At 70.6% G+C, this 19217-nt stretch carries 18 protein-coding genes; 8 read left to right on the top strand and 10 right to left on the bottom strand.

The features are described 5' to 3' along the window. Positions 1 to 88: 88 nt before the first annotated feature. The 5 genes from BZY54_RS20775 to BZY54_RS20755 are packed head-to-tail and all read right to left on the bottom strand — an operon-like array spanning position 89 to position 5076. Positions 89 to 994 carry a TauD/TfdA dioxygenase family protein gene (locus BZY54_RS20775; RefSeq protein ID WP_086726687.1) on the bottom strand — a complete coding sequence of 302 codons (906 nt, stop codon included), beginning with the start codon at positions 992 to 994 and terminating at the stop codon, positions 89 to 91. Positions 995 to 1041: 47 nt separating this feature from the next. After that, positions 1042 to 2424, bottom strand: coding sequence for an LLM class flavin-dependent oxidoreductase (locus BZY54_RS20770; RefSeq protein WP_244217262.1), 1383 nt, complete (start codon positions 2422 to 2424; stop codon positions 1042 to 1044). Continuing rightward, positions 2421 to 3155, bottom strand: coding sequence for an ABC transporter ATP-binding protein (locus BZY54_RS20765; protein ID WP_086726686.1), 735 nt, complete (start codon positions 3153 to 3155; stop codon positions 2421 to 2423). The genes BZY54_RS20770 and BZY54_RS20765 overlap by 4 nt, the downstream gene beginning before the upstream one ends. Then, on the bottom strand, positions 3131 to 4009 hold the full coding sequence (locus BZY54_RS20760; protein WP_086726685.1) for an ABC transporter permease: 879 nt from the start codon (positions 4007 to 4009) through the stop codon (positions 3131 to 3133). Before BZY54_RS20760 ends, BZY54_RS20765 begins: the two co-directional genes overlap by 25 nt. Continuing rightward, complete coding sequence (locus BZY54_RS20755) at positions 4006 to 5076, bottom strand: ABC transporter substrate-binding protein (RefSeq protein ID WP_086726684.1); 1071 nt, start codon at positions 5074 to 5076, stop codon at positions 4006 to 4008. Before BZY54_RS20755 ends, BZY54_RS20760 begins: the two co-directional genes overlap by 4 nt. Positions 5077 to 5705: 629 nt before the next feature. On the opposite strand from BZY54_RS20755, the gene BZY54_RS20750 reads away from it, so the two are divergent. Next, complete coding sequence (locus BZY54_RS20750) at positions 5706 to 6287, top strand: biotin transporter BioY (RefSeq protein WP_086726683.1); 582 nt, start codon at positions 5706 to 5708, stop codon at positions 6285 to 6287. Here the strand turns inward: BZY54_RS20750 and BZY54_RS20745 are convergent. Both BZY54_RS20745 and BZY54_RS20740 read right to left on the bottom strand, forming a co-directional pair. Further along, positions 6274 to 7602, bottom strand: coding sequence for an FAD-binding oxidoreductase (locus BZY54_RS20745; RefSeq protein ID WP_086726702.1), 1329 nt, complete (start codon positions 7600 to 7602; stop codon positions 6274 to 6276). The two genes, BZY54_RS20750 and BZY54_RS20745, sit on opposite strands and share 14 nt — an antisense overlap. A gap of 171 nt (positions 7603 to 7773) precedes the next feature. After that, positions 7774 to 9195, bottom strand: a complete 1422-nt coding sequence (locus BZY54_RS20740; protein ID WP_086726682.1) for an amino acid permease — start codon at positions 9193 to 9195, stop codon at positions 7774 to 7776. A gap of 224 nt (positions 9196 to 9419) precedes the next feature. Between BZY54_RS20740 and BZY54_RS20735 the strand changes: the two genes are divergently transcribed. Both BZY54_RS20735 and BZY54_RS20730 read left to right on the top strand, forming a co-directional pair. Further along, positions 9420 to 9905: a ribose-5-phosphate isomerase gene (locus BZY54_RS20735; RefSeq protein ID WP_086726681.1), complete on the top strand. Its 486-nt coding sequence runs from the start codon at positions 9420 to 9422 to the stop codon at positions 9903 to 9905. A 206-nt stretch (positions 9906 to 10111) separates the two neighbouring features. Next, positions 10112 to 10921 (top strand): Fpg/Nei family DNA glycosylase, encoded by an 810-nt coding sequence (locus BZY54_RS20730; RefSeq protein WP_086726680.1) that lies wholly within the window; start codon positions 10112 to 10114, stop codon positions 10919 to 10921. Between the two features lie 109 nt (positions 10922 to 11030). Here BZY54_RS20730 and BZY54_RS20725 read toward each other — a convergent pair whose 3' ends face one another. After that, positions 11031 to 12272: a GNAT family N-acetyltransferase gene (locus BZY54_RS20725; RefSeq protein WP_086726679.1), complete on the bottom strand. Its 1242-nt coding sequence runs from the start codon at positions 12270 to 12272 to the stop codon at positions 11031 to 11033. 162 nt (positions 12273 to 12434) lie between these two features. Here BZY54_RS20725 and BZY54_RS20720 point away from each other — a divergent pair, with 162 nt between their 5' ends. Together BZY54_RS20720 and BZY54_RS20715 are read left to right on the top strand one after the other, a co-directional pair. Then, entirely contained in the window at positions 12435 to 13613 is a 1179-nt protein-coding gene (locus tag BZY54_RS20720) for a PP2C family protein-serine/threonine phosphatase (RefSeq protein ID WP_086726678.1), read from the top strand. A gap of 61 nt (positions 13614 to 13674) precedes the next feature. Continuing rightward, the gene (locus BZY54_RS20715) at positions 13675 to 14169 is read left to right on the top strand and encodes an HD domain-containing protein (RefSeq protein WP_086726677.1); all 495 of its coding nucleotides are present in this window, start codon (positions 13675 to 13677) and stop codon (positions 14167 to 14169) included. Positions 14170 to 14190: 21 nt separating this feature from the next. On the opposite strand, the gene BZY54_RS20710 is transcribed toward BZY54_RS20715, so the two are convergent. Next, positions 14191 to 15402: an acyltransferase family protein gene (locus tag BZY54_RS20710; protein ID WP_086726676.1), complete on the bottom strand. Its 1212-nt coding sequence runs from the start codon at positions 15400 to 15402 to the stop codon at positions 14191 to 14193. A gap of 536 nt (positions 15403 to 15938) precedes the next feature. Between BZY54_RS20710 and BZY54_RS20705 the strand changes: the two genes are divergently transcribed. Further along, positions 15939 to 16133: a hypothetical protein gene (locus BZY54_RS20705; protein ID WP_030171279.1), complete on the top strand. Its 195-nt coding sequence runs from the start codon at positions 15939 to 15941 to the stop codon at positions 16131 to 16133. A gap of 295 nt (positions 16134 to 16428) precedes the next feature. Here the strand turns inward: BZY54_RS20705 and BZY54_RS50290 are convergent, their stop codons facing one another. Next, the gene (locus tag BZY54_RS50290; protein WP_143668080.1) at positions 16429 to 17046 is read right to left on the bottom strand and encodes a hypothetical protein; all 618 of its coding nucleotides are present in this window, start codon (positions 17044 to 17046) and stop codon (positions 16429 to 16431) included. 627 nt (positions 17047 to 17673) lie between these two features. Between BZY54_RS50290 and BZY54_RS20695 the strand changes: the two genes are divergently transcribed. Both BZY54_RS20695 and BZY54_RS20690 read left to right on the top strand, forming a co-directional pair. Further along, on the top strand, positions 17674 to 18255 hold the full coding sequence (locus tag BZY54_RS20695; protein WP_086726675.1) for an LOG family protein: 582 nt from the start codon (positions 17674 to 17676) through the stop codon (positions 18253 to 18255). 506 nt (positions 18256 to 18761) lie between these two features. Further along, positions 18762 to 19121, top strand: coding sequence for a tyrosine-type recombinase/integrase (locus BZY54_RS20690; protein ID WP_208640711.1), 360 nt, complete (start codon positions 18762 to 18764; stop codon positions 19119 to 19121). Positions 19122 to 19217: the final 96 nt, after the last annotated feature.

Below are 19217 nucleotides of genomic sequence, written 5' to 3'. Positions count from 1 at the left end.
AAGTGCCCACAGTGTGGGCAGCCCGTCCGCTCAGGCGAAGGGGCTGCCCACTATCCGGACGCGCGCTGTGCGCAGCGTGAGCGGGAGGCTACGCGGCGACCGCGACGGAGGCGACCGTGGTGTAGTGCGAGGCGTCCCCCTCGATGGAGTAGCTCTCCTTGCCCTCGATGCCGACCGGGACGTCACCGGCGACGGTCACCCGGTTCAGCCGGCGGGGCAGGCCGTCGTAGTTGTCGATGGCGTAGTGCTGGGTGATGCGGTTGTCGAACAGCACCAGCTGGTTCTCCGACCAGCGCCAGCGCAGGACGTTCTCCGGCCGGGTGACGTAGGCCTGGAGCAGGTCCAGGATCTTCCGGGACTCCGGCACCGACAGGCCGACGATCCGCTGCGCGAACCCGCCGATGAACAGCCCGCGCTCGCCGGTCAGCGGGTGTACGCGGACGACCGGGTGGGCGGTGCGGTACGTGATCGAGGTGAACTGGGACCGCTGGGCCGCCCTGTCCTCGTCGATCGCCTCGTCGGGGACCGCGTAGTCGTAGTCGTTGGTGTGCTCGGCCCACAGGGTGTCGGCCAGGCGCCGCAGCGGCTCGGGCAGGTCCCGGTAGGCCGCCGCCGCGTCGGCGATCAGCGTCTCGCCCCCGTACGCCGGGATCGTGATGCTGCGCAGGGTGCTGGCCTGCGGCGGGTTGAGCACGAAGGTGACGTCGGTGTGCCAGTGGTTGGCGCGGCCCCGCTCGCTGTCCACGGGCAGCACGTTCGGGGCGCCCTCGACGGCCGGCACGGTCGGATGGGCGGTGGTGAGGTCGCCGAAGTGACGGGCGAAGGCCTCCTGCCCCGCGTCGTCCAGGTGCACGTCGTCGAAGACGAGGGCCTTGTGGACGTTCAGGGCCTCCCGGAGGACGGCGACCGTCTCCTCGTCGAGCGGCCGGGACAGGTCGACGCCGAGGACCTGCGCGCCGATGTTCGCGGTGACCTTGCGGATCTCGATGGACATGGTGATCCCTTCGGTGGGCGGGCTCGAGTGGTGGGGTGCAAGGCGGTTCAGACGGTGGCCAGTGCCGGAGCGGACGGGGGTCCTCCCCGTTCGGGCGGGGCCGAGGACTCGGGGGCGTACTGGTTGGCGGGCCGGGGCAGGCCGTAGCGCTCCCGCAGGGTCCGGCGGGGGCCGTAGGAGGTGCGGAGCAGACCGCGGGCGCGCAGGAGCGGGACGACGTGCTCGACGAAGGTCTCCAGACCGGAGGGCAGCACCGCGGGCATGATGTTGAAACCGTCGGCCGCGCCCTGCGTGAACCACGTCTCGATGGCGTCGGCCACCTGCTCGGGCGTCCCGGCGAAGGTCAGGTGTCCGCGCCCGCCGCCGAGCCGCCCGATCAGCTGCCGCACGGTCAGCCGCTCGCGCCGGGCCAGCCGCACCACGAGCGTGTAGCGGCTCTTGGCGCCCTCGATCGCGGACTCGGGCGGCAGGTCGGCGGGCAGCTCGCGGTCCAGGTCCAGGGTGCCGGGCTCCAGGTGCAGCAGGTGCTCCAGCCGGGCCACCCCGTGCTCGTGGACGATGTGGTCCTCCAGCAGCTGTTCGGCGGCGCACGCCTCGGCCTCGGTGGAGCCGATCACCGGGATGATGCCGGGCAGCACCTTGATGTGCGCGGGGTCGCGTCCCGCCCGCTCCGTGCGGCTCTTGAGGTCGGCGTAGAAGGCCTGCGCGTCCGCGAGTGTCTGCTGGGCGGTGAACACCGCCTCCGCGTAGCGGGCCGCGAACGCCCTGCCGTCCTGCGACGAGCCGGCCTGCACCAGCAGCGGGTAACCCTGCGGAGTGCGCGGCACGTTGAGCGCTCCCGCCACGCTGAAGTACGTCCCCTGGTGCCGTGCCGGATGGATCTTGGTGTCGTCGCCCCACACACCGGCCGCCTTGTCGGCGACGATCGCGTCGTCCTCCCAGCTGTCCCAGAGCTTGAGCGCCACGTCCAGGAACTCGGCGGCCCGGGCGTACCGCTCGGCGTGCGCGGGCTCGGCGTCCAGGCCGAAGTTGCGGGCGGCCTCCGCGCCCGCCGTGGTGACGATGTTCCAGCCCGCCCGGCCGCCGCTGATGATGTCCAGCGAGGCGAACTTGCGGGCCAGGTTGTAGGGGGAGTTGTAGGAGGTGGAGGCGGTGGCGATCAGGCCGATGTGCTCCGTGGCGGTCGCCAGCGCGGTGAGCAGGGTGAGCGGTTCCAGGGCACCGGCGGGCCGCTGGGCGAGGTTGCTCCACAGCTGAGGGCCGTCGGCGAGGAACAGCGAGTCGAAGGTGCCGCGCTCCGCGATCCGGGCCAGGCGGACGTAGTGGGCGAGGTCGACGTGCGTGTACGGGTCGCTCTCCGGCAGCCGCCACGACGCCTCGTGGTGACCGGTGTTCATCAGGAACGCGTTGAGGTGCAGGGTGCGGGTCATGCGAGGTCCTCCGTGACGCCCAGCGCGGCGAGCAGCCGCTCCCGGTACTCGCCGAGCAGCGGGTCCCGGTAGGAGCGCGGGTGCGGGCGGTCGATGGTCAGGTCGAGGCCGATGCGGCCCTTGTCGAGGACGAGGACCCGGTCGGCGAGCACGATCGCCTCGTCCACGTCGTGGGTGACGAGCAGCACGGACGGGCGGTGGTGCTGCCACAGCCGGCGCAGCAGGCCGTGCATCCTGATGCGGGTGAGCGCGTCCAGGGCGCCGAACGGCTCGTCGGCCAGCAGCAGTTCGGGTTCGCGGACGAGGGAGCGGGCGAGCGCGGCGCGCTGGGCCTCGCCGCCGGACAGCTCGCTCGGCCAGGCCCGCTCGCGGCCCTCGAGGCCGACCTCGGCGAGCGCGGCGCGGCCACGCTCCACGGCGTCCCTGCCGTCCGTGCCGAGGAGCACGTTGTCCAGCACCCGGCGCCAGGGCAGCAGCCGGGAGTCCTGGAAGACCACCGACACCCGCTGCGGAGCGCTCAGCTCGCCGCTGCCGGCGACCTTGTGGTCCAGGCCCGCGATGGCCCGCAGCAGGGTGGTCTTGCCGGAGCCGCTGTGTCCGAGCAGCGCCGTGAACTGGCCGGCCGGCAGATCGAGGTCGATGCCGTCGAGGACCGTACGGCCCTCGAACGACCGGGTCAGGCCGCGGAGCGATACCGCCGGCCGGGTCAGCTGCTCAGTGTGCGGCGCCACGACAGCACCCTCCGTTCGACGAGACGGACCACGCTGTCGGAGACCAGGCCGAAGATTCCGTAGATCAGCAGGCCGACGAGGATGACGTCCGTCTGGCCGTAGTTCTGCGCCTGGAACATCATGTAGCCGAGGCCGCTGGTGGCGTTGATCTGCTCCAGCACCACCAGGCCCAGCCAGGACCCGGTCACCCCGAGGCGGAGGCCGACGAAGAAGCCGGGCAGCGCGCCGGGGACGACGATCCGGCGGATGAACGCCCACCTGGACAGGTCCTGGACCTCGGCCAGTTCGACGAAGCGGCTGTCGATGCCCGACAGCGCGGCATGCGTGTTCAGATAGATCGGGATGTAGACGACGATCGCGATGATGGCGATCTTGAAGGTCTCCCCGATGCCCAGCCAGAGGATGAACAGCGGGATCAGACCGAGGGTCGGGATCGCCCGGTTGAGGTTCACGGTCCCGTCGATCAGCGCCTCGCCGGTCCGGCTGAGCCCGGAGGCGAGCGCCAGCAGCACACCGGCGGCCAGCCCCAGGGAGAAGCCGTAAGCGGCCCGCCGCAGCGAGGTCGCCACGTCGGTGGGCAGGGTGCCGTCGGTCCACAGGTGACCGGCGGTCCGCAGCACCGTCCAGGGGGCCGGGATCGCGCCGGGGTCGAGCTGCCCCGCGGCGGAGGCGGCGGCCCACAGGGCGAGCAGGAGGAAGGGACCGGTCAGGCGGGCCGCGGGCAGGCGCCTGCCGGGAGTCAGCGCGCGGCGGGGCCGGCGGACACGCGGGGCCCCGTCGGTGACCGGCGGCGCGGCGGAGCTCGTGGTGGCGGTCGTGGTCGTGGTCGTGGTGGTCGTCGTCACGGCGCTCACCTCCGGTACTGGGCCGGTACGGCCTTCGCCGCGATGGACTCGAAGCGCCGGTCGAACAGCGAGCCGACGTCGAACTTCTTGACGAAGCCGCCCTCGGCGAGCAGGTCCGCGGTCTCCTGCTCCCACCTGATCGCCTCGTCCCAGCTCGGCGGGAACAGCGGCTTGTTGGCGAGCTTCGTGATGGACTCGGCCTCAGCGAGGGTCAGGTTCTGCGTCTTGACGTAGAACTCCCGGTTCCAGACCTCGGGGTGCTCCCACTGCCAGATCTGGCCCCTGGCCCACTGCGGTATGTACGCCGCGACGGCGGCGGCCTTCGCCCGGTCGGCGAGCACGGAGGCCGGCGCCCACAGCAGGTTGAGCAGGTCGACGACATCGGTGGGGATGGTGCGGGCGCCCTTCGAGGCGTACTGCTTCAGATACGCCGGCGCCTGGCTGTTGCCGAGCGGGGCCACGTCCACCTGGCCGGACTGCAGGGCGGTGAGGAACTGGTTGCTGGTCAGCGGGACGAGTTTCACGTCGTCGTACTTCAGGCCCGCCTCCTTGAGGGCCCGCAGCAGGACGACACCCTGGGCCTGCCCCTGCGAGAAGGCGAGTTTCCGTCCCCTGAAGTCGTGGGTCGTGCGGATGTCGCTGCCGGGCTTGGTGGCGAAGAGATAATTGGGCCTGCGGGTCAGGCCGATGGCGACGATCTTCGCGTCGTAACCCTGGTAGTGCGCCTGGATCGGCGGGATACCCGCGTTGGTGGCGACGTCCAGGGACTTGGCGCGGAACGCGTTGATGACATCGGGACCCGCGCCTATGTTCAGCCAACTCGACACCGTGAACGGCAGCGCGGGCAGTTTCGCCAGTTTGAACTGGAGTTGCTGGGCGCTCTGGTAGGAGGCGATCTTCAGGCTCGTCCCCGGCGGCACCGTGTCGGCGAGCGGGGCGGACAGGTCGGCGGACGACTTCGAGGTGGCGGCGCTGGAACCGGCGCAGCCGCTCAGCCCGGCGGTCGCGGCGGCGATGCCGACGAGTGAGGAGAGGAACAGGCGCCGGTCCGGGCCGGACGCGAGTGCGGAAGGCATGGAGGAACTCCGTAAGTTCACAGGGCAGAAGAAGGCATGCGGCAAGAAGAAGGCATGCGGGTCGAAGAGGAGATGCGGACCGAAGAAGGCATGCGGAATTCCGGGCAGGGGTATTTCCGGGCCGCGAAGTGCGGCTGACGGGAATTCACGCAGGGGGAGAGCAGTCGGAGTAAGGCGCTCCGGGGCGCTTCAACGGGTCAGCGACAAAGAGTGCGACAGCTCGTGAGCGGGCTCATGGGAAAGATGCTCCCGGTTGCGCACAACCCCTGTCAACGTTCGGGGTTTTCAAATTCATGAAGTCCGTATGACACGAAATTCATGAAGTCCGGATGACACGGCGGCCGGGCCCCGGCGGGCGGGACGGCACCGGCGAACTGTGCGAGGGCACCGGCGCGGTGTGGGGCGGCACTTTGGTGGGACCCTACAGAGGCCGTGCGCCGCCTCGGCGTCGCCCACGCCACTCCACCTCAGTGACCGGTATCACGTCGTACCCGGTGTAACCGGCACGCTTTGTGCGGAGCCCACCAAGTGCCCGTTCAAGCCTTTGTCGAGCGCTGATGGTGATCGGCGCGCGGGCGCCGGTATAGCGTCACGGTGTTCCCACGTGCCCACACACCCGCGGAGTCCCCATGAGCACCGCCACCGCCACCGCTCGCCCCGGTGCAGTCCTCGCCGACCTTCTTCCTGCCTCGCGCGTCCGCGACGTCGCCCTCGTGCTCGGCGGTGCCGCTCTCACCGGCCTCATGGCCCAGCTGTCGGTCCCGGTGCCCGGCTCCCCGGTGCCGGTGACCGGCCAGACCTTCGCCGCCCTGCTCGTGGGCACCGCGCTCGGCGCCCAACGCGGCTTCCTCTCCCTCGCCGTGTACGCGCTCGCCGGTGTGGCCGGCGTGCCGTGGTTCGCCGAAGGCACCTCCGGCTCGGCTGCCGTCTCCTTCGGATACGTCCTCGGCATGCTGCTCGCCTCCGCGGTCGTGGGCTCCCTGGCCCGCCGCGGCGCCGACCGCTCCCCGCTGCGCATGGCGGGCACGATGATCCTCGGCGAGGCGGTCGTCTACGCCGTCGGCGTGCCCTACCTGGCCCTGGCGGCCGGCATGTCCGCGTCCGCGGCGATCGCGGCCGGCCTCACCCCGTTCCTGATCGGCGACGCCCTGAAGGCCGCCCTGGCGATGGGCGTGCTGCCCACCGCCTGGAAGCTCGTCAGCAAGCGCTGACGCCGTAGTTCCTGCGGAAGAGGTTCGCCGGGTCGTACTGCTCCTTCAGCCCGGCGAGCCTCTCTCGCGTCCCGGGGTCGTACAGCCCCCTGCCGCGGTCCCCGGCGCCGAAGGCGAAGTTGAGCGACCGTCCGAGCGTGTCGTCCGCCAGCAGCGCGAACGCGGGGTCGAGCACGGCCCGCGCCCGCTCCCTGTCCCCGACGGTGAGCAACCGCAGCAGGAACCGCCCCTCGCGGTGCGGCACCGCGTTCGGGGCGGGCCTGCCGAGCACCCCGCCCAGGTGGTTGACCTGGACGACACACATCGTGGCGGCCTCCGGACCGGTCGTCCGCAGCAGTTCGCCGGCCCGTTCGACGTCCAGCTCCCGCAGCACCGCGCTGTCGCCGTAGTAGGCGTGCGGGAAGTCCGGGTCGCTGTGGATGGTGTGGCTCTCGGCGTACGGCATCTCGCGCAGCGAGTCCGCGAGCACCGGGCCGATCCGGCGCAGCGGCGCGACGAGTCCCTCGCCGTCGGCGCCGGTGTGGGCGATCCGGACGGAGACGACGTGACGCCCGCGCAGATGCGCCGGCAGGGCCGGCAGATCCGGGTACGCGGCGGCGGCGAAGGACGAGGTCAGCCCTTCCGGCACGGTCCGCGTCCACGCCTCCCAGGCCCGCAGCACCACCGCCGGGTCCACGACGCGCCCGTCGAAGGCGAGCGAGCCGCCGTACAGCGTGCGCACCGGCACGAGGCCGATCTCCAGCTCGGTGACGACGCCGAAGTTCTGCCCGGCGCCGAGCAGCGCCCAGTACAGGTCGGGGTCGGACTCCACGGTGACATGCCGCAGCTCGCCGTCGGCGGTGACGACCTCCAGCCACCGCACGTGGTCGGCCGCGTAGCCGTACTGCCTCGCCAGGATGCCGAGCCCGCCGCCCAGCGTGTAGGACACAGCGCCCACACCCGGCGCCGAGCCGTTGAGCGGCGCCAGCCCGTGCGGCCCGGCGGCGGCCACCACCTGAGCCCAGCGCACGCCTGCCTGGACGCGGACGGTGCGGGCCGCGGGATCGACGGTCACCCGGTCCATGCGCCTGGTTGTGATCAGTACGCCGCCCTCACAGCCGCCGGGCAGGCCGTGGCCGGTGGCCTGGACGCCCACCGGGAGGTTCTCGGCGGCCGCGTACCGCACGGCGGTGACCACGTCCGCGGCCGAGGAGGCGGCGACGACCACGGCCGGCCGCTGGGCGAATCCGAGCTGGAAGCCGGCGAGCTCGTCGTCGTAGCCGGGGTCGCCGGGACGGAGGGCGAGCAGGTCCGCGGTGCTGTCGAGGTGATCCATGACGTCGATGCTGCCCGGATTACCTGACATGGGCCGTCAGGTTTTCCGGCGCCCGGTCGCCTGCCGTCACGACGGCCGGCGACCCGACGCCTGCGCAGGGCCGGGCGCCGAAGTGAGGAAACGAAGAGGGAGCCCCGCGGGGCTCCCTCAGCGTCGTGTGCGCGGCTCGCGTCAGCCGACCGAGACCTTCTCCGTCTCGCCCTGCTCCGCGACCGCCGTCCGGTGTCCGCCGCCGAGCTTCTGCTTGACCACGGCGATCACCAGCACGACCGCCGCGACCAGCAGCGACAGCAGCACGGTCTCACGGCCGTCGTGCTTGGTGTCGGTGAGCATGTAGCCGAGGACGAAGACGATCAGTGCGGCCGCCGCCCAGGTCAGGTACGGGTACAGCCACATCTTCACGACCAGCTTCTCCGGCGCCTCGCGCTGGATGATCCTCCGCATCCGCAGCTGCGAGAAGCAGATCACCAGCCAGACGAACAGGGCGACCGCGCCGGAGGAGTTGACGAGGAAGAGGAAGACGGTGTCCGGGAACTTGTAGTTGAAGAACACGGCCAGGAAGCCGAAGAGGACGGAGACGGTGATCGCCGTCCGCGGCACGCCACGGCTGGTGGTCCGTGCGAACGCCTTCGGTGCGTCACCCCGCGCGCCCAGCGAGAAGGCCATGCGGGAGGCGGTGTAGAGGCCGGAGTTGAGGCAGGACAGCACCGAGGTCAGCACGATGAAGTTCATGATCTCACCGGCGTGCGCGATGCCGAGGGAGTCCAGGGCGGCGACGTAGGAGCCCTTCTCGGCGATCGACTTGTCGTCCCAGGGGATCAGCGAGACGACGACGAGGATCGAGCCGAGGTAGAAGACGCCGATGCGCCAGATGATGCTGTTGGTCGCCTTGGTGACGGCGCGCTGGGGGTCCTCGGACTCGCCCGCGGCGAGGGTGGCGATCTCGCTTCCCATGAAGGAGAAGACGACGAGCAGCACACCGGTGAGGATCGAGCCGGGGCCGTGCGGCAGGAAGCCGCCGTGGCCGGTCAGGTTGGAGAAGGAGGCCTGGTCGGCGTGGACGCCGGGCAGCACGCCGAAGACGGCCAGCAAACCGACGACGATGAACGCGGCGATGGCGACGACCTTGATCCCGGCGAACCAGAACTCGAACTCGCCGTAGGAGCCGACGGAGACCAGGTTGGTGGCGGTCAGCACCAGCATGACGATGAGGGCCCAGCCCCACTGCGGTACCGCCGGTATCCAGTCGGCCAGGATCTTGGCGCCGGCGGTGGACTCCACGGCCAGTACGACGACCCAGAAGAACCAGTACAGCCACCCGATGGAGAAGCCGGCCCAGCCGCCGAGCGCGCGGTCGGCGTGCGCGGAGAAGGAGCCGGAGGTCGGGTTGGCGGCGGACATCTCGCCGAGCATGCGCATCACGAGCACGACGAGCGTGCCCACGAGGGCATAGGAGATGAGGATGCCGGGCCCGGCGGTGGCGATGCCGGAGCTGGAGCCGACGAAGAGACCGGCGCCGATGACGCCGCCGATCGCGATCATCGTCAGATGACGATTCTTGAGTCCAGCCTGAAGTCCGGAACCAGAGGACATGGGACGGATTTCCTTTGCGCCGGTTGAGCGGTTTCTCGTACGAGGGGGGTGCCGTTGTGAGGCCGTGTACGAGCCGGTCCAGTGAATCCGAGGTGTCGGAATTCGGGAACCTTTGAATCCGGATTGTTACTTGAGGTTCCCTTGAGGTTCTATGGCGCCGCTCACACTTATCCGTCCCGGCACCCGGAGCTGCTGCCCAGGAACCGCCGTGTCACACTCGACCCATGCGCGTGTATCTCGGCTCGGACCATGCGGGCTTCGAACTCAAGAACCACCTCGTCGAGTGGCTCAAGGCGGCGGGACACGAGCCCGTCGACTGCGGGCCGCACATCTACGACGCCCAGGACGACTACCCGCCCTTCTGCCTGCGCGCCGCCGAGCGCACGGCCGGCGACCCGGACTCCCTCGGCATCGTGATCGGCGGCTCCGGCAACGGTGAGCAGATCGCGGCGAACAAGGTCAAGGGCGTCCGGGCGGCCCTCGCCTGGAGCGAGGAGACGGCGTCCCTCGGCCGGCAGCACAACAACGCGAACGTCGTCGCGGTCGGTGCGCGCATGCACACGGTGGAGGAGGCGACCAAGTTCGTCGAGACCTTCCTCAACACCCCCTTCTCCGGTGACGAACGCCACATCCGCCGTATCGACATGCTCACCGGCTACGAGACGACGGGCGACCTGCCGCCGATCCCGGCCCACCACCCGCAGCAGTAGCCGCCGAGGGCTGCCCGCACGCCACCGGCCCTCGTAGGGGGGCGCAGGAGGTGGAGCCCCCGCCGGGCCCGGGGCGGAACCCGCCGTGCCCTGGCTGTAGCCCCGGCGGGGTCTGGGATGGAGCCCCAGGCGGGTGACCCGCATCGCACCGTGGGACACCGGGGTCCGGGGCGGAGCCCCGGGCGGGAGGGAAAGGACACCGCACCGTGCCGGAAGGGCACACGATCCACCGCCTCGCGCAGGACTACGCCGCGCGCATCACCGGCGTGCCCACACGCGTCACCAGCCCCCAGGGCAAGTTCTCCGACGCCGCCGAACTCCTCGACGGCGCGGAACTCACCCGTACCGAGGCCCACGGCAAGCACCTCTTCCTCGGCTTCCGCGACAGCGACTGGGTCCACATCCACCTCGGCCTCTTCGGCAAGGTGACCTTCGGTGACGCCCCCGCCCCGCCGCCCACGGACACCGTCCGTCTGCGCCTGGCGAACCCCACCTCGTACGTCGACCTGCGCGGTCCCACGACCTGCGCCCTGATCACCGACGCCGAGAAGGCCGCCATACACGACCGGCTCGGCCCGGACCCGCTGCGCCCCGACGCCGACCCGGCCACCGCCTACGCCCGCATCCGCCGCAGCCGTACGACGATCGCCGCGCTCCTGATGGACCAGAAGGTCATCGCGGGTGTCGGCAACGTCTACCGCGCCGAGGTCCTCTTCCGGCACCGCATCGACCCGTACCGCCCTGGCAGGGACATCACCCCCGCCCAGTGGGACGCGATCTGGGCCGACCTCGTCGACCTCATGCACGAGGGCGTCCGCAACAACCGCATCGACACCGTCCGCCCCGAGCACACCCCCGACGCGATGGGCCGCCCACCGCGCGTGGACGACCACGGCGGAGAGGTCTACGTCTACCGCCGGGCGACCCTGCCCTGCCACATCTGCGGCACCGAGGTCCGCACCGCCGACCTGGCCGCCCGCAACCTCTTCTGGTGCCCCACCTGCCAGCAGCCCTGACCGGAACACGACTGATCCGGCGTATCCGTCACCGGACGTACCCGCATCCGGTTTCGTCTTCGCATCTGGTCTCGCCTTCGGGTCCGGATTCGTCTTCGTGCCCGGGTTCCTAGAACCCGTGCGGCAGCCAGGGCGCCACCGCCGACCCGAACCCCACCGACGCCTCGGCCAGCGCCCCCGTCCGCAGCTCCCGGACCCGGCCGGCCGCCGCCAGCGCAGTCAACGACACTCCACCGAGGTACGCCGCCCCCAGCTCCCGCACGGAGAGCGCCAGATCGGCCGCGTCGGACGTCCGCTCGCAGGACGCCCCCTTCGCGTCCCCGCTCAGCCGCCACCGCCCGGTGTTCCACGGGCAGAACGCATCCTCGACCTCGAACACCACGTCGACCGGTGCCTGGTACGTCCGCGCGGCCAGCGCCGCCCCGACGTCGACCGGCCGCAGGTACAGCGCGTCCCGCCGCCGTGGCCGGCACCGCCGGATGTCGGACACCAGGTACTGCCAGGCGTCGTCGACCGGCCGCGCCCGCACGGTCAGCGCCGTCGTCAGGTCGATGCCGAACAGGAAGCGCCACAGCGCGGCGTCGGTGGCCGGATCGAGCGCTGCCAGGTCCTCCAGCCGCACCGTGCCGTCGTGCCCGCCGACGCCCCAGCCGAGCTTGGTGCGGAACCGGGCGTACCCGGTGACCTCGCCGTCCCGCTCGGCCACCACGCACTGCAGCGGCGACGCCCCGTCCCGCTCGCTCTCCGGGTCGAGCAGACCCGCCCGCTCCCAGCCGGGCCGCCGGGCCAGCATCCCGGGCCGGCCGGGCACCAGCGTCGCGTACACCGCCTCGCACGCGTCGAGCACGTCGGCGGGCGCCGCATAGCGCAGCCGTATGTCGTCCGTGCCGGCCGGGACCGACAGCCCGGCCCGGCTCGTGTCGATCTCGGCGTCGAGCTGGAAGGTCGCCGCGGCGTACCCGAACCGGCCGTAGATCGCCGGCTCGGAGGCGGTCAGCACCGCCAGCGGCTCCCCCCAGGAGCGCACGTCCTCCAGCTGCCGCCGCATCATCGACGTCAGCACCCCGCGCCGCCGGTGCGTCGCGGCCACGCTGACCATGGTGATCCCGGCCGCGGGCACCAGGGCGCCGCCGGGCACGGTCATCCGGAAACTGAACGCCCCCGCGGTCCCCACGCACGTTTGGCCGTCCCAGACCCCGAGCGATCGTTCGAACTCGGTGAGCGAGCGGTCCAGTTCCCGTTCCTCCCGTGACCCCGGCCCGCCGCCGAAGGCACGGAGGAGATTGTCGTACCACGGGTCCCACTCGTCCCGCCGCAGCACCCTGAGCTCGGTCACAAGGTCACTCGCCATGCGCCATGCCTACCAGGACGTCGCGGGACGGGCGAGGGAATTTCGCGCCGCCGGCGGCCCGGCGGCCCGCCGTGAAGTCCCGCGTGAAGTCGAGCCTCGGACGGGGGATAAGTCGGACCTCCCGTGCCAAGCGGCGGGTCCGATGGATAGGGTCCCGAACTAATGGCAGTACGACGAGGGCGGCGCGCGGCAGCCGAGACGTTCACGGCCCGGTTGAAGATGCAGTGGCACCGGGTCCGCGTCGGCGTGCGCAAAGCTGCCGTCGACTACTTCCGCGGGGACGGCTCCGACTGGATCGCGCTCGGCGGCCTGCTGCTGACCATCCCGCTGATCGCGGCGCTCACGCTCGTCGACTCGGTGTGGTTCTCCCCGGCCGGCCTCGTGCTGCCCATCGTCGCCGGCGGCCTGTTGCTGCGCCCGGCGAGCCTGCTCGGTCTGTACGCGGCCGCGGCCACCGCGCTGATCGTGGAGTCGGTGCGGCTCGGCCCGTACACCGAGGGCCCCTCCCGGGTCACCCCGGGCGTGGTGCTGGTGGTCGCCGCCTGTGGCTTCTTCGGGCTGCTGATCGCGCAGTTCCGCAGCCGGGTCGGTGTGCCCTGGCGGCGCGGCGGCACCATGCTGTTCGACCTGCGTGAACGCATCCGCGTGCAGAGCAAGTTGCCGCAGCTGCCCGACGGCTGGCACCGCGAGATGGCGCTGCGCCCGGCCGGTGGCCAGTCCTTCTCCGGTGACTTCGTGGTCGCGGCCCGCACCAACGGCGGCCGCACCCTCGAGGTCGTCCTCACCGACGTGTCCGGCAAGGGCATGGACGCCGGCTCGCGGGCGCTGCTGCTGTCCGGCGCGTTCGGCGGCCTGCTGGGCAGCCTGCCCCCGCACGCCTTCCTCCCCGCGGCCAACGGCTATCTGCTGCGCCAGGACTGGGAGGAGGGCTTCGCGACCTCCATCCACCTGGTGCTGGACCTGGACTCCGGCGACTACGAGCTGTACTCCGCGGGCCATCCGCCCGGTCTCCAGCTGAGCGCGGGCAGCGGCCGCTGGGAGGAGAAGGCGGCCGAGGGCCCGCTCCTCGGGGTGTACGACGGGGCCCAGTTCGACTCCGTCAAAGGCTCCCTGCGGCCCGGCGACGTCCTGATGCTGTTCACCGACGGCCTGGTGGAGACCGCCGACCGCGACATCGCCGAGGGCATCGACCGCCTCACCGGCGAGGCCGACCGCTACGTCGTCGGCGGCTTCCACGGCGCGGCCTGGCACCTGATCGAGGCGGTGGCGAAGGACGTCAACGACGACCGTGCGCTGCTGCTGATCTGCCGCGAGGGACCTACGGCCCTGGCGCTGCGCTGAGCTGCGCCACCGCTCCTCCGGTTCCCCCTCCCGTCCCTGCCCGGCCGGTCACACTGGAGGGGTGACCCACACCCATTCACAGGAGCGGCCGTCGCTCACCCTGCCCGAGGTCGAGGCGCTCGCCCGGACCGCCCACGCCGGCCAGACCGACAAGGCCGGCCGCCCCTACGCCGAGCATCTGCACGCCGTGGCCGAGGGCGTACGAGCGCGGGGCGGCGACGCCGAGCAGATCGCGGCGGCCTGGCTGCACGACTCCGTCGAGGACGACGCGCTCCCGGAACAGTGGCTGCGTGAGGCCGCGCTGAGCCGTCGTACGAAGGCCATCGTGCTCGCGGTGACCAAGCGGGCGGGGGAGGGGCCGGAGGCGTACGCCGGGCGCATCCTCGCCACGCCCGGCGCGCTGCTGGTGAAGGAGGCGGACCTGGCGCACAACGCCGACCCGGCCCGCCTCGCGGTCCTCGACGAGGCCACCCGCACACGGCTGACCGGGAAGTACGCGCGGATGCGCGCACTCCTCGGTCTCACGGGTCCCACGGACAAGGCAACCGGCGGGTAGAGGGCCGGGAACGGGTGGGAACTAGGCGCTGACGCTTTCGGGCCGGGCCGTGCGGCTCGCGGACCCCGAGTGGTCGTGGGCGGTTCCCGTTCCGGCTCCTGCCCCCGAGGACTGCCTGAAGGCCCACTCCATCCTCGGCTCCACGGCGAAGCGGAAGACGCGTCGTACGGGCTCGGTGCACAGCAGGGTGACCACGCTCGCGGCGACCACGGTGACCACGAGCGAGCCGAGCGGGGTGTGCACCGCGGCAGCGTCGAAACCGCCCGCGTACAGCACGCTCTTCACCACGAAGCCGTGCAGCAGGTAGCCGTACATCGTTCCCGTCCCGAGCGCGGTGAACCAGGTCTGCCGGCTCGGCACCCAGGCGAAGAAGCAGGCGCTGAGCAGCACCGCGCCGCCGAACATCACCAGCACCATGACGGGGCCGGCCCACCAGGGCGCTCCCAGGTCCTGCGCGGCGCTCTGCCGGTAGACCCACGAGCCGTTCACACGCGGCACGGTCCACCAGGCACCCGCCAGCGCCACCACGAACACCGGCACCGACAGGATCCGCACCGCGCGGCGCCGCACCATGTGGAAGTGCTCGGGCTTCATGCACAGGCCCAGCACGAAGCAGGGCAGGAACTGCATGACGCGCTGGAGTTGCAGATCCTCACCGATGCCGGGGGTGAGCGACGCCAGCATGGCGATGCCCAGGGCGAGGGGCAGGGGCCAGCGCACGAGACGCCAGACCGGAGCCGTCAGGCGCCACACGAACAGTGCGCACAAAAACCAGGTCAGGTACCAGGGAGAGAGAATGCTGATCTGCTGGTCGTCGGAGTGGCCGACGAAGATCCGGAAGAGTGAATAGACGGTCTCGAAGATCACGTACGGCACGACGACGCCGGTGATCAGCCGCTTCAGCCGGTCCGGGCGCATGTCGAAATTACGCGAGAAGTAGCCGGAGATGATGATGAAAGCCGGCATGTGGAAGGTGTAGACGACGTTGTAGGCGGCTTCGAGTGTCCGGCTGTCGCTCTTGACCGCCGCCCAGGTGTGTCCGACTGCCACCAGCACGATCGCCAGGTACTTGGCATTGTCGAAGAACGGGTCACGCTGTTTGCCGGGTCTTCCTCTGTGCTCACTGGCCCGGCGGAGGCCCGGCTCGGCTGCCGGTGCCGGTGCCGGTGCCGGTGACTGAGTCTGAGGGAGCGGTGTTCTGTTCTGTCCGGGAGACGAGGCGGCGTGGAACATCTGAGGCACCCTAGCGTTGTCCGTGGGATTACGTGGAACCCCCGACCGGGAAATGTCGTTTATTCCCCGCGGCTACCCAGGATTTGACGATGCTTGTGTGACCGGACGGGTGATGATCGACACATCACGCATGCCGATCATGTACGACGCGCGCGCCTTCAATGTCCTGATTCGTCATGACGAGTTGTGCCATGAAACCCCCGTTCGTAAGTGATATTCGAATCACTTGCGAACGCGATGTGTGGACATGGAAACGAAGTCATCGAATTCCGTTGTGGAGCGGCGGCGGAACCGGTGGTTCGGCACGGTCGAAGCGCGGTCGATCCGCAGTGACGGCGGGCGTCGAATTGCCGTACGGCGCACGGCCGGAGGGGGGTCCGGACCCTGTGGGCATCGAGGTCGGTGACACGGTCCTGGCCGATGATGCGTCAGGCGTCGCATAGGTGGGCCGTGTTGGTGGCACGATGGTTCCAGCGGGGGCGCGGGGTTGGCGCCTCCGGGCCGGGAGAGCGGACCGACCGAGGGTGTGATCAGTTGTGGCCATTTCACTGTCAGTGGTGCTGCTGTTGGCGATCATCCTGGTGGTGTTGCTCAGAGGGGGGTCGATCAAGGCCGGGCCGGCCATCGTCGCCGTGCTCTTCGGCTTCTTCCTCGCGTCCACCGGTATGGCCCCGTCGATCAACCGCTTCCTGAACTCGATAGCGGACACGATCAACTCGATCAACTTCTGACGAAAGCGGGCCCCCGGCCCACGCCGGGTCCGACGGAGCGCCCCCGGATGCGACCCGGGGCCAGGCGGGGTGATCCTCCGGCCTGGCCCTGAGGCGTGCGGAGCGGGGCGCGGGATCCGAACCCGCGCAGACGGTTCGGAAGATCGCTAGGCGGATCGCTGCCGAGCTGCGGGACCGCTCACCTGCGGCTGTACGACGTCCTGTCCGCGACTCCCCGCGACGTGCCTTCCCGGCCCGCACTTCGAGGCCGAGGCGTGGGTGGGGTGCCGGCTCGTCCGCGTCGGCGCGTGCGCCGTCACCACTCGTCGCGGTCGCCGATCACCCGGAAGCTGCCCACGACGCCGTCGTCGCCGAAGAAGGCACCCGGGATGCCGTTGCCGAACATGCCTTCCTGGGTGGTGCTGGTCACAACGCCGTTGGTGGCGCCGTGCGGACTGACGGTGGCGACCGGAGCGCCACCGTCACAGGTGAAGCCGCGGAAGACCTCGACCGTCTTCCGGCTGTCGTTGAAGATGTTGAAGCTGTTGGAACCCAGTCCGCTGGCGGCGGAGATGCAGCCCTCGGCCGAGGCGGAGTACGCACGTTCGTTGAAGTAGATCCACCCCTTTTCCTCATGGTCGTGGCCGCGTCCGCCGCCTTCGCGGTCGCGGCCCTCGTTCTTCTCGCCGCCTGAATCGCCGCGTCCGGAGGGCGCCGTGTCAGGGGCGGTCTTCTGGGCGGGTTGAGCTGCTTTCTGGGCGGGTTGAGCTGCTTTCTGGGCAGGTGCGGCCGCCCGGTGGGCGGGTGCGGCTGCCCGGTGGGCGGGCTTGGAGTCGGGGGCGGACCCGGTGGTGGCGGCGTAGGTGATACCGGTGGCTGTGAGGAGGGCCGCGCCTACTCCGGCGGCGGCCACGACAAATGTGCGCGTGGGCATGTCACTTCCTTCATATGTCACGGACGTTGATCGGCAAGCGACTTCCGACGAACGTAACTACAGCTGTCATAGCTGTCATTTCGGACGTGTCCCAGGCGTGACGTCATGAGTCCAGGCAGGTGGAAACGCGGCATTCACCGCATACCGACGGCACATCCGCGCTCGGCACACCGCCGGCGGCCCAGAGGTGCGCGAGGTGGGGTGGACCGATCCCGGTTCCCGGCTTCCGGCTTCCGGGAACGATCTGGGCCGGGTCGGAGGAAGCTTCCTCCGACCCGGCCCCGGGCCATCTGGAGCGACGGGAATCGAACCCGCGTGGCCAGTTTGGAAGAGCGCGTACGCGGATGTGCGGTGACCTGGCCAGACCTGCGCGTTTATGAACTGGTTGCCGTGACTCCCCGCTGTTCCCCGTGCGGTACCCCGTCATCGGGCACGCAGGGGGCACGTGTGGCTCTCTGCCGTGTTCTCAGCCCTCCTGCGTCCCGGAAGCCTGTCCCGGGCCCTGCTCGGCTCTCACGCGGTGCTCTGAGCCGTCTCTTGCGCTGTTCTGGCAGGAGAACTCCTTGGTCAACGTCGGTATACCCGTGGTAGACCGGAGGGTCCGTCGCCACTGTCCGGGAGTACTTCATGCGCCGCCTCGCCGTCTTCCTCGCTTCGTCCGACGGGCACGACCCGGCGCATGCCGAGCTGGCCGCCAGCGTTGGCACAGAGATGGCTCGGCGCGGAATCGGCCTGGTCTACGGCGGTGGTCGCCGGGGGCTGATGGGCGTGGTGGCGGACAGCGTGCTGAAGGCGGGCGGCGAGGTCATTGGCGTCATGCCGCGCAGCATGGTCGAGCGGGAGTGGGCGCACGAGGAGGTGACGGAATTGCTCATGTGCGACTCGATGCACGAACGCAAGGCGATCATGGCTGAGCACGCCGACGCCTTCGTCGCCCTGCCCGGCGGCCTCGGCACTCTGGAGGAGATCTTCGAGGTGTGGTCGTGGCGCCAGCTCGGCTTCCATGCCAAGCCCGTCGGCTTCCTCGATGCTGGAGGCTTCTGGACACCGCTGATCGACGCTCTGCGTGGCATCGTCGACTCTGGTTTCCTCCCCGCGTCCACTCTCGACGACCTGGCGGTCGCCCCCGATCTGCCCGGCTTGCTGGAGGCGCTGGAGGAACGGCTGAGCAACATCCCCCAGCCCGCGCACGGAGAGAGTCTCCGGTAGCTGATCAGGAGCTATGAAAACCCGTCGCCGGTAATCCGCCCGTCACCACCACTCACTCCAGCTCCCATCCAGTCCGCCGCCGACCCACACACCGTGGAGCGGGCGTGGTTCATGGCGTCCAGGTGGAGCGCGCCACTGTACGAACGACCTGGACGCCATGGGCCGCGTCTGCTCGGCTCCGCCTGGGTCGGCGGTGGAGGGGATGGGAGCACCCGACGGACGCTCCTACGCGCCCGCAGTCGGCAATGGCGCCCCCTCCGTCCCGGTGCCGGCCGATCCCCCGCCGGAGACATCGTCTTTGACCTCGGGCCGCTCCATGCGGTGATCGACTCATGACACCCGGCCCTGTCCACATGTGGGCGCGCGTCGGCGCAGGGCGGGCCGAAGGCAGGAGCGTCGCCCGCAGCGGAGCCGGGAAGCGCGCCCGGCGGAGCGGAGCGCAGCGCCCAAGAGCGCTGCGGGCAAGCGGACGGTGTCCATTCCCGCCGCGATCCTCCCGGATATCCGTGATCACCTCGAACGGTATGCCGAACCGGGCGCGGACGGGCGAGTCTTTGTCGGTGCCAAGGGGGCGACTCCTCGGTCGGAACCACTTCAACCGGCTGTGGCACAAGGCGTGCAGCGAAGTCGGTATCAGGGGCCTGCACTTTCATGATCTTCGACACACCGGCAACACGCTTGCGGCCTTGACCGGGGCCGGTACTCGGGAGCTGATGGCCCGGATGGTTCACAGCACCATGCGGGCCGCGCTGATCTATCAGCACGCCAGTGCCGACCGCGACCGGCTGATCGCCGATGCCTTGAGTGGCCTCGTCGACAAAGGCCGGCGGAACCGCAAGGGGCACGCGGGGGACACGGCGGACTGATCGCCGCTCCCGGAAACACTCGGGGCCAGGCAGAGGAAACAACCTCTGACCTGGCCCTGAGTGATTTGGAGCGGGCGACGGGAATCGAACCCGCGT

This window comes from Streptomyces carpinensis, assembly GCF_002154505.1.
In the GTDB taxonomy this organism is placed as follows: Bacteria; Actinomycetota; Actinomycetes; order Streptomycetales; family Streptomycetaceae; genus Streptomyces; species Streptomyces carpinensis.
This window is presented reverse-complemented; position numbering and strand designations above follow the sequence as displayed.